Here is a 12,789-nt window from a genome sequence, read left to right on the forward strand (position 1 = left end):
GAATTCCGGCGCGCCGGAATCATTTGACTGAAGTGGCGGCACCGGAGAAATGGCCCGATTCTCATCGGGCAACCGAAGCAGCATACAACGGCTGCGTCGGTGGAACGAAACTACCATGGGTTCCGCCGCCCCCCGTCCCGTCCCGGTCCCCGCCGGACCCGGCGCGCGGGGACTACTCTGCGGTGCAGCCGGCCGGCCACGGCCGATTTCGAGGAGGACCGACAGGTGCCGCAGACCGCCGACGAGATGGACGCCGTCGCGGTGCGTACCTGGTGCTCACTGGCCCTGGAGGCACTGGGCCGGGAACGCGAGGCGATCGACGCGATCAACGTGTACCCCGTCGCCGACGGGGACACCGGTACGAACCTCTACCTGACCGTCGAGTCCGCGGCCCAGGCGGTCGAAGCGGTCTTCGCCGCCCACGAGACCGGTACGACCGTGCCCGTCGCCGCCGACGCGGTACGGGCCATGGCGCACGGAGCGCTGATCGGTGCCCGCGGGAACTCCGGCACGATCCTGGCCCAGTTGCTGCGCGGCATGGCCGGGGTGCTGGCCGACGGGCACGACGCGGACCACCTGCGCCGGGCGCTCGCCGTGGCCGCCGCGGCCGCCCGGCAGGCCGTCGCCCACCCCGTCGAGGGCACCGTGCTCACCGTGGCCGCCGCGGCCGCCGAGGCCGCCGGGCGCACAGCGGACGACGCCGGAAGCGCGGCGGTCGCACGGGCGGCGTACGAGGGGGCGCGGACGGCCCTGGAAGCGACTCCCGGGCAACTCGCCGTCCTCGGGCGTGCGGGGGTCGTGGACGCCGGGGGACAGGGCCTGGTCGCGGTGCTCGGGGCGCTGGTCGAAGCGGTCTCCGGGCGGGCCCCCGAGCGTGTGTACGTAGCCGGGGCCGGGTTGTCCGTGTCGTCGCCGTTGTCTGTGTCGTCGTCGGCGGCGGCTGTGTCTTCTGTGTCTTCTGTGCCTTTCGCGGGTTTCGCGGGTTTCGTCCCCGTGCCGGAGGACTGCGCGGCGGGCGGACCGGCCTTCGAGGTCATCTACCTGCTGGAGGCCACGGACGAGGCCGTGGACCGGCTGCGGACCCGGCTCGACGGGCTCGGCGACTCCCTGGTGGTGGTGGGCGGCGACGGGCTGTGGAACGTCCACGTGCATGTCGACGACGCGGGTGCGGCGGTGGAGGCCGGCGTCGAGGCGGGACGGCCGTACCGCATCCGGATCACCCACTTCGGCGCCGACCGGGTGCACCCCCACACCGAGCCCGTGCAGCGGGCGGTCGTCGTGGTGGTTCCCGGCGACGGGCTCCGCGGCCTGTGCAAGGAGGCCGGGGCGACAACGGTGCTGGCGCGCCCGGGGGAGCCGCCCGCCAGCGGCGAACTGGTCGACGCGATCCGCCGGGCGCACGCCCGCGAGGTGGTACTGCTGCCCAACGACGCCGAGTTGCGTCACACCGCGGCCGCCGCCGCCGAACAGGCCCGCGCGGAGGGGGTCAGGGTCGCACTGATCCCGACCCGGGCCGCCGTCCAGGGCATCGCGGCCCTCGCCGTCCACGAACCCGGCCGCAGCTTCGACGAGGACGTGGTGGCGATGACCGCCGCGGCCGGCGCCACCCGCTACGCCGAACTGGCCGTCGCCGAGCGGCAGTCCTGGACCATGGCGGGCATCTGCCAGGCCGGCGACATCCTCGGCCTGATCGACGGCGACGTCGCGGTCATCGGCGAGGACGTGCCGGGAACGGCCCGCAACGTGCTGGACCGCATGCTGGCGGCGGGCGGCGAACTGGTCACCCTGGTCCTCGGCGAGGACGTTCCCGACAGCCTCGCGGACGCGCTGGAGGGGTACGTGCGCGAGGGTTATCTGGCGGTCGACACGGTGGTGTACCGGGGCGGCCACCAGTGTGCTCCGTTGCTGATCGGGGTGGAGTAGGGCGGCACGGCCGCACCCGCCGGGCAGTCCTCGACCGCCGGACGGGCCCGGTTCCGCGTGTGTGTGCCCCGGTCATGAACTCGCTGAAAGCGCCCGGCTGTTCGTCCCGTATGCGCAGCAGCCGCGCGAAGGGCACGAACATCTGGAAGGTGTGCGGCGACCGATCGGCGAGGGACTCGGAGTATCCCGGGGGACGCGACCGCGAGCCGGCCGCGTGGGTCTCGGTCCCAGGCGCGTGGCGACGGCTCCGACCAGGGGATTCTGGTGTTCCGGGTGGTGCCCGCCGGACATCTGTCAGTGGTGTGGTGTGCAATGGATCCCGTGTCTGCGTTCGACGAACCCCTCAAGAAGCTGCTCGGCGGAGCCACCGCGAAGGTGATGGCCGACCACCTCGACCTGCACACGGTCGGTGATCTGCTCCACCACTACCCGCGGCGGTACGAGGAGCGCGGCCGGCTCACGGCGCTGACCGACCTCCCGCTGGACGAGCACGTGACGGTGGTCGCCCAGGTCGCCGACGCCCGCATCATGATGTTCAACAACGGCCGCGGCAAGCGTCTCGAAGTGACGCTCACCGACGGCAGCGGCCGGCTCCAGCTCGTCTTCTTCGGCCATGGCGTGCACAAGCCGCACAAGGAGCTGCTGCCGGGCCGGCGGGCGATGTTCGCGGGCAAGGTCTCCGTCTTCAACCGGAAGATGCAGCTGGCCCACCCCACGTACCAGCTGCTGGACGCCGATTCCATCGACGGGGCCGAGGCCACGGAAGCGGTGGATGCCTTCGCCGGACGGCTGCTGCCGATCTACCCGGCCTGCAAGCAGCTGGACTCGTGGCGGATCGCCAAGGCCGTCGACACCGTGCTGCCCAGCGCCCGGGAGGCCGTCGACCCGCTGCCGCCGAGTCTGCGCGAGGGCCGCGGGTTCACCCCGCTCCCGGAGGCGCTGCTGAAGGTCCACCGCCCGCAGACCAAGGCGGACATCGCCCAGGCCAGGGACCGGCTGAAGTGGGACGAGGCCTTCGTCCTCCAGGTCGCCCTGGCCCGCCGCAGGTACGCGGACACCCAGCTCCCGGCGGTGGCCCGCCGCCCCGGCCCCGGCGGGCTGCTCGACGCCTTCGACGCCAAGCTGCCGTTCACCCTCACCGAAGGACAACGGAAGGTCTCCAAGGAGATCTTCGACGACCTGGCGACCGAGCACCCCATGCACCGGCTCCTCCAGGGCGAGGTCGGTTCCGGGAAGACCATGGTCGCGTTGCGCGCCATGCTCGGCGTCGTCGACGCGGGCGGGCAGGCCGCCATGCTCGCGCCCACCGAAGTGCTCGCCCAGCAGCACCACCGCTCGATCACGGAAATGATGGGGGAACTGGCCGAGGGCGGCATGCTGGGAGGGGCCGAGCAGGGCACGAAGGTGGTGCTGCTCACCGGCTCCATGGGCGTCGCGGCCCGCCGGCAGGCACTGCTCGACCTCGTCACCGGCGAGGCCGGAATCGTGATCGGCACGCACGCGCTGATCGAGGACAAGGTGCAGTTCCACGACCTCGGCCTGGTCGTCGTCGACGAACAGCACCGCTTCGGTGTGGAACAGCGCGACGCCCTGCGGTCCAAGGAGAACTCCCAGGGGGAAAAGAGGCCGCCGCACCTGCTGGTCATGACCGCGACGCCCATTCCCCGTACGGTCGCCATGACCGTCTTCGGCGACCTGGAGACCTCCGTACTGGACCAGCTCCCGGCCGGCCGCTCGCCGATCGCCAGCCATGTCGTACCCGCCAAGGACAAACCGCACTTCCTCAGCCGTGCCTGGGAACGGGTCCGGGAAGAAGTGGAGAGCGGGCACCAGGCGTACGTGGTCTGCCCCCGTATCGGCGACGACGCCGAGGACGAGGCGGCGGGCCGGAAGGCGAAGAAGGCGCCCGAGGACGACGGCGAGAAGCGCCCGCCGCTCGCCGTCCTGGAGATCGCCGAACAGCTCACCAAGGGCCCGCTCTCCGGCCTGCGCATCGAGGTGCTGCACGGCAGGATGAATCCCGACGACAAGGACGACGTGATGCGCCGTTTCGCCGCGGGCCAGGTCGACGTCCTCGTCGCCACCACCGTCATCGAGGTCGGGGTCAACGTCCCCAACGCCACCGCCATGGTGATCATGGACGCCGACCGGTTCGGCGTCTCCCAGCTGCACCAGCTGCGCGGCCGGGTCGGCCGCGGCTCCGCCCCCGGACTCTGTCTGCTGGTCAGCGAGGCCCACGAGGCGAGTCCGGCCCGTGCCCGGCTGTCCGCCGTCGCCGCCACCCTCGACGGCTTCGAGCTGTCCCGGATCGACCTCGAACAGCGCCGCGAGGGCGACGTCCTCGGCCAGGCCCAGTCCGGGGTCCGCTCCTCGCTGCGGATGCTCACCGTCATCGACGACGAGGAGGTCATCGCCGCCGCCCGCGAGGAGGCCGTGGCGGTCGTCGCGGCCGACCCGGAGCTGGAGCACCTGCCCGAGCTGCGGATCGCTTTGGACGCGCTGCTCGACAAGGAGCGCGAACAGTACCTGGACAAGGGCTGACAGGTCCGGCAGGGGTGACGGGCGCACGGGCCCGATCCGCCGCGACGCCATATCGTGGATGCCACGGCCCTGCAGCGCCCTGCGGGCCACCCACGAACCGAGGACCAGACACCCATGACCCGCGTGATCGCCGGCTCGGCCGGCGGACGCCGCCTGGCAGTCCCGCCCGGCACCGGCACCCGCCCCACCTCCGACCGTGCGCGCGAGGGCCTCTTCTCCACCTGGGAAGCCCTCCTGGGCAGCCTCCACGGCACCCGTGTCGCGGACCTGTACGCGGGGTCCGGCGCCGTCGGCCTGGAGGCGCTCTCGCGCGGTGCCGTCCACGCCCTGCTCGTCGAGACCGACCCCAAGGCCGTCCGCACCCTCCGGGACAACGTCCGCACGCTCGGCCTGCCCGGAGCCGAAGTCCGTACCGGCAGAGCCGAACAGGTCGTGACGGGACCGGCGCCCGCGGAGCCGTACGACGTGGTGTTCCTCGACCCGCCGTACGCCGTGACCGACGGCGATCTCGGCGAGATGCTGCTCACACTCCGTGCCCAGGGCTGGCTCACAGGCGATGCACTCGTCACCGTGGAACGCAGCACCAGAGGCGGAGAATTCAACTGGCCCAAGGGATTCGAGCCACTGCGGGCCCGTCGCTACGGCGAGGGAACGCTTTGGTACGGTCGCGCCGCCTCTACGTGCGAAGACGCACGATGACCGGACCGGAGAGCGAGGGAATCAAGTTGCGCCGCGCCGTCTGTCCGGGGTCGTTCGACCCCATCACCAATGGACACCTCGACATCATTGGCCGCGCCTCGAAGCTGTACGACGTCGTACATGTCGCGGTCATGATCAACCAGTCCAAGAAGGGCCTCTTCACGGTCGACGAGCGCATCGACCTGATCCGTCAGGTCACCGCGGACTTCGGCAACGTCCAGGTCGAGGCCTTCCACGGCCTCCTGGTCGAATTCTGCAAGCAGCGCGACATTCCGGCGATCGTGAAGGGCCTGCGGGCCGTCAGCGACTTCGACTACGAGCTCCAGATGGCCCAGATGAACAACGGCCTCTCCGGCGTCGAGACGCTCTTCGTGCCGACCAACCCCACCTACAGCTTCCTGTCGTCCTCCTTGGTCAAGGAGGTCGCCACCTGGGGCGGCGACGTCTCCCACCTGCTGCCCCCGGTGGTCCACCGGGCCCTCATCGAGCGTCTCGCCGAGCGCTGAATCCCTGACGGCCCGTCACCGGGTGTCGGGCGGGCGCCGACTGCCCGTACAGTCGTCCCGTCCGTCTCCAATCGGCTGTAGAGAGTGGCGAGCACACGGTGGACGTGCAGAAGAAGCTCGACGAGATCGTCGAGGTGGTCGGCAGCGCCCGGTCCATGCCCATGTCGGCTTCGTGCGTGGTCAACCGCGCCGAACTGCTCGCGATGCTCGAAGAGGTGCGCGAGGCCCTGCCCGGCTCGCTCGCCCACGCCCAGGAGCTCATCGGCGGCCAGGAGCAGCTGGCCGAGCAGGCCCGCCAGGAGGCCGGGCGGATCATCGAGGCCGCGCACGCCGAGCGCACCTCGCTGATCTCCGGGACCGAGGTCGCCAGACAGTCCCAGGCCGAGGCCGACCGCATCCTCGACGAGGCACGCCGGGAGGCCCAGGAGGTCCGCACCGAGGCCGACGAATACGTCGACAGCAAGCTCGCCAACTTCGAGGTCGTCCTCACCAAGACCATCGGCTCCGTCGACCGGGGCCGCGAGAAGCTCCTCGGCCGCGGCCAGGCCTTCGACGAGCGGGGATACGAGGACCCGGACTTCGCCGAGGCCCCCGAGCGCAGCACCGACCCGGCCACGCTCCAGCGCCGGGCCGACGAATACGTGGACACCAAGCTCGGCGCCTTCGAGGCCGTGCTCGCCAAGACCCTGGAGGCGGTCGGCCGCGGCCGGCAGAAGCTGCACGGCCGGGTCGCCACCGACGAGCTCGGCGCGCACATGGCCGCCCAGGACGCGGCGGGCAACCCGGTGCGCATGAGCGACGAGGACCACTGGGCCGGCCTCGCCGGGCTCGCCACCCCGGAACCGCAGCCGGTGCACCAGCAGGCCCAGCCGCACTTCTCCGCCCAGGACGGGCCGGGCTACGCGGAGACGTACGCGTACCAGGAGCAGCCGCAGCAGGACGCCTACGGATACCAGCAGCAGCCCGACCCGTACGCCGCCTATCAGCAGCAGGGCTACGACCAGAGCCTGGCCCAGGTCCCGGCCCAGGGACAGGCCCAGGTCCCGGCCCAGGGGTACGACGGCTGGCAGCAGCAGAGCGTGCAGCAGCCCCAGCAGGCGCTCCAGCCGCAGGGGGAGGGCGCCCTCGACGAGACCAGTCTGTTCGACACCAGCATGATCGACCTGGACCAGCTCCGCCGGTACGAGCAGGAGCGCTGACGGCCGGGACGGCGGCCGCGGCCCCTCCGGCGGACCGGAGCCGAGCGGGGTCCGTTGGCCCGGATTGGGAGCTGGGCGGCGCGTCCAGTATCCTGGCTCCTCGGTCGCGCGTATGTCCGCGATCCCGGCTGCCCGTTTCGAATCCGAATCCGGGCGGCCCTCCCCGCGATGTGTGATGCACATGATTTTGAAAGCAGGAAAAGCCCTGAACGGCCACCTCGACCACCGAAACCCTCTCGTGTTCGACACGCACGAGCTGGGTCGGCGTCCGGGTGCTCTCCAGCGGCTGACCCGCTCCGTGGACGCACCCGGTTCACCGGCCCTCGGTATCGACGGGGTCATCGGTGTGCCGGAAGGCGCACCCGTGGAGCTGGAGCTCCGTCTCGAATCGGTCATGGAAGGGGTGCTTGTCACAGGCACCGCCCGTGCGTCGGCCGAGGGGGAGTGCGTAAGGTGTCTGGAGCCGCTGCACCAAGAGGTCGCGGCGGACTTCCAGGAGATGTTCTCGTACCCTGACGCCGATGACCGGGGCCGCAGCAGCAAGGCGGAACCGGCCGACGACGCCGAGGACGACGAGGACAGACTCTTCATCGAGGACGGCCTGTTCGACCTCGAACCAGTGCTGCGTGATGCGGTGGTGCTCGCACTGCCGATGCAGCCGGTGTGCCGGGAGTCCTGCGCCGGTCTGTGTTCCGAATGCGGAATCAGGCTGGACGAGAACCCCGGTCACCACCACGATGCCGTCGACATCCGTTGGGCGGCACTGCAAGGACTCGCCGACACCGTTCAGGACGGCGAGAAGGACAACATGGGCGGCGCCGAAGCGGGCGTCGACGAGAAGCAGGAGAAGTAGCCGTGGCTGTTCCGAAGCGGAAGATGTCGCGCAGCAACACGCGCCACCGCCGGTCGCAGTGGAAGGCTGCGGTCCCCACCCTGGTTTCGTGCGAGCGTTGCCAGGAGCCGAAGCTGCAGCACATCGCGTGCCCCAGCTGCGGCACGTACAACAAGCGCCAGGTCCTCGAGGTCTGAGCGGCTGGTGAGAGGCCCGATGTCTGAGTTGTCCAACGCCAAGAAGCAGTCAGACAACGTCAACACAGCCTCGTCCCACACGCTTCTGGAAGGGCGGCTCGGGTATCACCTCGAGTCCGCCCTTCTGGTGCGTGCGCTGACCCATCGTTCGTACGCGTACGAGAACGGCGGTCTGCCGACCAACGAGCGGCTCGAATTCCTCGGGGATTCCGTGCTCGGCCTGGTGGTCACGGACACGCTGTACCGCACCCACCCCGATCTGCCCGAAGGCCAGCTGGCCAAATTGCGGGCCGCGGTGGTCAACTCGCGTGCGCTTGCGGAAGTGGGCCGCGGCCTTGAACTCGGCTCCTTCATCCGGCTCGGCCGCGGTGAAGAGGGCACGGGCGGCAGGGACAAGGCGTCCATCCTCGCCGACACCCTTGAAGCGGTGATCGGCGCGGTCTATCTCGACCAGGGCCTCAGCGCGGCCTCGGAGCTGATCCACCGGCTCTTCGACCCGCTGATCGACAGGTCCTCCAACCTCGGTGCCGGCCTGGACTGGAAGACCAGCCTCCAGGAGCTCACCGCGAGCGAGAGCCTCGGCGTTCCCGAGTACCTCGTCACGGAGACCGGCCCGGACCACGAGAAGACCTTTACTGCTGCTGCTCGCGTCGGTGGTGTCTCGTACGGCACCGGCACCGGCCGTAGCAAAAAGGAAGCGGAGCAGCAGGCGGCGGAGTCCGCCTGGCGCGAGATCAGCGCCGCCGCGGAAGCGCGGGCGGCCGCGGCGAAGGCCGCTGCCGACGGAGGGGCCGCCGACACCCCTGCCGACCCGGCGCCGTCCACGGACGTCGCTCCGGCCTGACCCGGAAATCCCCTCGGTGCCCCGCGCACCGGGGGGATTTCTCTGCCCGGATACCCTGGAAACGTTCCTGAGGAGCCACACCGTGCCCGAGCTGCCCGAGGTCGAAGTCGTACGGCGGGGTCTTGAGCGCTGGGTCACCGGCCGGACCGTCGCAGACGTCGAGGTGCTGCACCCGCGTGCGGTCCGCCGCCATCCCGCGGGCGGTGTGGACTTCGCGGCCCGGCTCGGCGGTGCCCGCTTCGGCCCGGCCATGCGCCGCGGCAAGTACCTCTGGGTGCCGCTGGACGACGCGTCCAGCTCGCTGCTGGGCCATCTCGGCATGAGCGGCCAGCTGCTCGTACAGCCGCAGGACGCCCCCGACGAGAAGCATCTGCGTATCCGGATCCGCTTCGAGGACGCCCTCGGGACCGAGCTGCGCTTCGTCGACCAGCGGACCTTCGGCGGGCTCTCGCTCCACGAGTGCGCCGCCGACAGCACGGACGGGCTGCCCGACACCATCGCGCACATCGCCCGCGATCCCCTGGACCCGGCCTTCGACGACGCGGCGTTCCACGCGGCCCTGCGACTGCGCCGTACGACGGTCAAGCGCGCCCTGCTCGACCAGTCGCTGATCAGCGGGGTCGGCAACATCTACGCGGACGAGGCGCTCTGGCGCGCCAAGCTGCACTACGACCGCCCGACCGCGACCCTGACCCGCCCCAAGTCGGCCGAGCTGCTGGGCCACGTCCGGGACGTGATGACCGCGGCCCTCGACCAGGGCGGCACCAGCTTCGACAGCCTCTACGTCAATGTGAACGGCGAGTCCGGCTACTTCGACCGCTCCCTCGACGCGTACGGGCGAGAGGGAGAGCCCTGCCACCGCTGCGGTACGCCGATGCGCCGCCGGGCGTGGATGAACCGGTCCAGCTATTTCTGCCCGCGCTGCCAGCGACCGCCGCGCACGGTTTCCTAGGCCTTTCGTCCGGGCCGGTCAGGCCGGGCTTGCGGGGCCGGCCCGACCCGGACGAAAGTCACTGGGCCCGGACTCCCGGTCCCGGGTGGGCTCCGTCGTACCGTTCACGGGCCCGGAGCACCTCCGGCATCCGGCCCTCGACGAGCCCGATCAGCGCGAGCAGCCGCTCGGCGACCTGTCGGCCCAGGGGCGTCGGCTCGTAGTCGACGCGGGGCGGATTGGTCGGCTGGGCCTCCCGGTGGACCAGGCCGTCCCGCTCCAGGGCGTGGAGCGTCTGCGAGAGCATCTTCTCGCTCACCCCGTCGACCCGGCGACGGAGCTCGTTGAAGCGGAAGCTGCCGTCGTACAGGGCCCCCAGGGTCAGGCTGCCCCAGCGCCCGGTGACGTGCTCCAGGGTTCCGCGTGAGGGGCACTGTCTGGAGAACACATCGAAGGCGAGCGCGTCCGGACGGTTCTTCTCGTCCGTGGCGACAGCGTACGCCCGCACAGCGCTCACCGCCGGGGTGCGCTTTCCCCGGGTGAGCGGTCGGTCGGCCACTGCTCAGAAGCCGAAGAAGTGACTCGCCGGGTCTTCGAACTGCGGTCATGTGAACGATCAACGCTGTGACCTGCGATTGAGTCGTCATTGGTTGTCAGCGTTGGTCAACCTTGAGCGCCCTTTCACGGCCCGGTGACGGCCCAGGGGCGGCGCTTCGATCGATCGGGCCCCGTCCCGCCCCTGGACGGGGCGGGCTACAGGGCATCCCTCATGTTGGCACCGGGCGACAACGGGTAATTGGGCTAGCAGGACTGGCCGCTCGTGGGGCGACTACGACCGGCGATGCAGTGGTAGATCACGTTCAGTATCGGGGCGTTGCATGGGGGGCAGACAGGTGGACTCGGACACGGTCATTGCTACGGCCGCAACAACCATCGCGCTGGGTTCTCTCTGGGTCAGCTATACGCAGACCAGGGCTACGCGGTTACATAACCGCCAGACCGTAAGACCCTTGCTTGTGATGCGACGCGTTAAGGAGCACGAAGGGCACGAGGCCGGCCTTCTGGTCATCAATGCCGGACTTGGGCCAGCCGTCGTAACAAACTCTGTGGTGCACTTGGACGGAGACCATATCGGCCAATGGCACTATCACACGCAAGAACGTGTCCTAGCGCCGTTGCCTGTGCGGCCCAAGGCTCACTCCCTCCGTCCGGGTGCCGCGGTCCTTGCTGGACAGTCCGCCTTCTTGTTGCATCTCGACGAGTTCAGTGAAAACCAACACGGCTGGTTCTGGGATCTCATCACTCGGCGTCTGGTGATCGAGATTCGATACGAGTCGCTCTACGGTGGTGAGGATTTCAGGGCGACACCTCCACTGTTCTGACGTGGTCGAGGCCGGGAGCCTTCCGCCCGTCGCTACTGTCGCCAACACGCACTTGGAGCGGTTCGAGCTGCCTTTCCCCGTGGCTCCCCGCCCGGTCGGGCACGGAATGGGCACGCGCCGCCTTCATCGCCCACCCCAACCCACCACTCTCCCCAGCTCCCATCCCGTCCGCCTTCGACCCACACACCGTGGAGCGGTCGTGGTTCAGGGCGTCAAGGTGGAGCGCGCCACTGTACGAACGACCTTGACGCCCTGGGCCGCGACTGCTCGGCTTTGCCTGGGTCGAAGGTGGTCGGGATGGGAGCCCACGACGCTCGCCACGCTCCGGCCGGCACTCGCGAACGGCGCCCCGTCCATCCCGGAGTCTGAGCGCCCCCGCCGGAGGCATGTCCTGACCGTTCCCTGCTCTCCCACCTCATCCCACCCGCCCTTTCCGTCTGCTCGATTTCCGGGTTCCGGGCTGGGCGGCGGTGTCGGGTTCGTCCTGGGTGGTGTGGCGGTGCCGTTGCTGTCCGTGAGGGGTGCGGTGTTCCGGTGGGGCCGTGGCGCTGGGGTGGTTTCGGTGGCGGGGTGGTCGTCCTCGGTCCGGCGAGACGGAGGGTGGTGCAAAGCGTGTAGCGGGTAACCCCGTGGCAACTTACTGGTGGCGCGGGGCCGGGGGCCGGGCGGAGCGGGCCGCAGGCAGGAGCGTCGCCCGAGTCCCCGAGCCCGCGCCGGCCCGCGTGGCGGGCCGGTGGGGTGTTATCCGTAGCGGCGGCTGAATGCCGATTGCCCCGCCCGCGCCGGATGTACGAAAGGGCAAGAGCTACCAAGCCTGAGGAAAGGGCCCCGGAGCCCTCGGAGGCCGGGCCGGTGCGCACAGGGTTCCCCGCGGGGCGGTGCTGCTGGCTGTCGCGAACTCCCACTGACAAGGGCTCGTGTCTTTCGCCGTGGGTGCCCTCAAGCCCGATGGTTCCGGATGCAGCGGTCTGCCGCACAGCAAGGAGGAACCCCCCTGCTCTTCCCCCCTCCCCGCCCGAAGGGTGGGGCTTGATGAGGTAGAGAAACCTGTAACAACGCCCTGCCGATCCTCGGCTACGTCATGGTGAGTGCGTCGGCAATGGCCTGCATATCGTTGGTGATGGCGTCGGCTTTCGCCTCGGCGAACAACTCGGCCTTGTGGGGTTTATTGGCGTAACCGATCACTGTTGCTCCGGCTGCGTGAGCGGCCTGGATGTCGGTAAGCGAGTCACCGATCAGTGTGCAGTTCGCAACATCCGCTTGCATTCGTTCGGCCGCAGAGATGAGCGGAAACGGGTTGGGCTTCATCAGGTGAGGCTTCCCAGACGGTCGGCCAACGATCCTGGTGACGTACTTCTCCAACCCGTGAATCTCCAGAAAATGCTGGACGCACTCAGCAGAGTTATTGCTCACCACCGCGACAACCTTCTCTGAGGAATTCGCGGCCTGGAGCGCTTCGACCGCTCCCGGCGTTGGCGGCCCGGCCAATGGAACGGCTTCCACCTCGGCAACCGTAAGGGCCTGCTCGACCTCCTGGCCTAGCTCGGTGTCGGCCTCATAGGCGATACGCAGGACCTCGATCGGGTCGTCGGTTTCGGTGGCCTTTGCGCCCGCGTCTGCGTCCTGGCCTGCGAGCAGCGCGGTGAGCTGCTTGGCGACTTCGGGAGCGGGGAGCCCGGCGAAGACGTCGCACATAGGGCCATCGAAGTCGAAGAAGATCACGCGGGCGTTGGCC

At 69.9% G+C, this 12,789-nt stretch carries 12 protein-coding genes; 10 read left to right on the forward strand and 2 right to left on the reverse strand.

Going from position 1 to position 12,789, the window contains the following annotated elements; genetic code table 11:
• The first annotated feature begins 225 nt into the window (after window positions 1-225).
• The 9 genes from ACF08M_RS20805 to mutM all read left to right on the forward strand — a co-directional run bounded on the left by ACF08M_RS20805 (window position 226) and on the right by mutM (window position 9,693).
• Window positions 226-1,923: a DAK2 domain-containing protein gene (locus tag ACF08M_RS20805; RefSeq protein ID WP_392186726.1), complete on the forward strand. Its 1,698-nt coding sequence runs from the start codon at window positions 226-228 to the stop codon at window positions 1,921-1,923.
• Window positions 1,924-2,235: 312 nt separating this feature from the next.
• Entirely contained in the window at window positions 2,236-4,464 is a 2,229-nt protein-coding gene (recG, locus tag ACF08M_RS20810) for an ATP-dependent DNA helicase RecG (protein ID WP_392186727.1), read from the forward strand.
• Window positions 4,465-4,578: 114 nt separating this feature from the next.
• Window positions 4,579-5,163 (forward strand): 16S rRNA (guanine(966)-N(2))-methyltransferase RsmD, encoded by a 585-nt coding sequence (rsmD, locus tag ACF08M_RS20815; RefSeq protein ID WP_392186728.1) that lies wholly within the window; start codon window positions 4,579-4,581, stop codon window positions 5,161-5,163.
• Window positions 5,164-5,189: 26 nt separating this feature from the next.
• Entirely contained in the window at window positions 5,190-5,669 is a 480-nt protein-coding gene (gene coaD / locus ACF08M_RS20820) for a pantetheine-phosphate adenylyltransferase (protein ID WP_392186863.1), read from the forward strand.
• Window positions 5,670-5,767: 98 nt separating this feature from the next.
• Window positions 5,768-6,868 carry a cell division initiation protein gene (locus ACF08M_RS20825; RefSeq protein WP_392186729.1) on the forward strand — a complete coding sequence of 367 codons (1,101 nt, stop codon included), beginning with the start codon at window positions 5,768-5,770 and terminating at the stop codon, window positions 6,866-6,868.
• Window positions 6,869-7,049: 181 nt separating this feature from the next.
• Entirely contained in the window at window positions 7,050-7,721 is a 672-nt protein-coding gene (locus ACF08M_RS20830; protein ID WP_392186730.1) for a YceD family protein, read from the forward strand.
• Window positions 7,722-7,723: 2 nt separating this feature from the next.
• Complete coding sequence (gene rpmF, locus ACF08M_RS20835; protein WP_003965982.1) at window positions 7,724-7,897, forward strand: 50S ribosomal protein L32; 174 nt, start codon at window positions 7,724-7,726, stop codon at window positions 7,895-7,897.
• Window positions 7,898-7,916: 19 nt separating this feature from the next.
• Window positions 7,917-8,741, forward strand: a complete 825-nt coding sequence (rnc, locus tag ACF08M_RS20840; protein WP_392186731.1) for a ribonuclease III — start codon at window positions 7,917-7,919, stop codon at window positions 8,739-8,741.
• An 82-nt stretch (window positions 8,742-8,823) separates the two neighbouring features.
• Window positions 8,824-9,693 carry a bifunctional DNA-formamidopyrimidine glycosylase/DNA-(apurinic or apyrimidinic site) lyase gene (gene mutM, locus ACF08M_RS20845; RefSeq protein ID WP_392186732.1) on the forward strand — a complete coding sequence of 290 codons (870 nt, stop codon included), beginning with the start codon at window positions 8,824-8,826 and terminating at the stop codon, window positions 9,691-9,693.
• A 58-nt stretch (window positions 9,694-9,751) separates the two neighbouring features.
• Here mutM and ACF08M_RS20850 read toward each other — a convergent pair whose 3' ends face one another.
• The gene (locus tag ACF08M_RS20850; protein ID WP_392186864.1) at window positions 9,752-10,180 is read right to left on the reverse strand and encodes a winged helix-turn-helix transcriptional regulator; all 429 of its coding nucleotides are present in this window, start codon (window positions 10,178-10,180) and stop codon (window positions 9,752-9,754) included.
• Window positions 10,181-10,565: 385 nt separating this feature from the next.
• Between ACF08M_RS20850 and ACF08M_RS20855 the strand changes: the two genes are divergently transcribed.
• Window positions 10,566-11,054: a hypothetical protein gene (locus ACF08M_RS20855; RefSeq protein ID WP_392186733.1), complete on the forward strand. Its 489-nt coding sequence runs from the start codon at window positions 10,566-10,568 to the stop codon at window positions 11,052-11,054.
• Window positions 11,055-12,128: 1,074 nt separating this feature from the next.
• On the opposite strand, the gene ACF08M_RS20860 is transcribed toward ACF08M_RS20855, so the two are convergent.
• Window positions 12,129-12,776: an HAD family hydrolase gene (locus ACF08M_RS20860; protein WP_392186734.1), complete on the reverse strand. Its 648-nt coding sequence runs from the start codon at window positions 12,774-12,776 to the stop codon at window positions 12,129-12,131.
• Window positions 12,777-12,789: the final 13 nt, after the last annotated feature.

Origin of the sequence: Streptomyces sp. NPDC015032 (assembly GCF_043080425.1) — a bacterium.
Lineage (GTDB): Bacteria > Actinomycetota > Actinomycetes > Streptomycetales > Streptomycetaceae > Streptomyces.

Bases quoted from the DNA above. Each gene is read 5' to 3' on its own strand.
- recG (WP_392186727.1), top strand. From the start codon at position 2,236: ATGGATCCCGTGTCTGCGTTCGACGAACCCCTCAAGAAGCTGCTCGGC.
- rsmD (WP_392186728.1), top strand. From the start codon at position 4,579: ATGACCCGCGTGATCGCCGGCTCGGCCGGCGGACGCCGCCTGGCAGTC.
- ACF08M_RS20830 (WP_392186730.1), top strand. From the start codon at position 7,050: ATGATTTTGAAAGCAGGAAAAGCCCTGAACGGCCACCTCGACCACCGA.
- rnc (WP_392186731.1), top strand. From the start codon at position 7,917: ATGTCTGAGTTGTCCAACGCCAAGAAGCAGTCAGACAACGTCAACACA.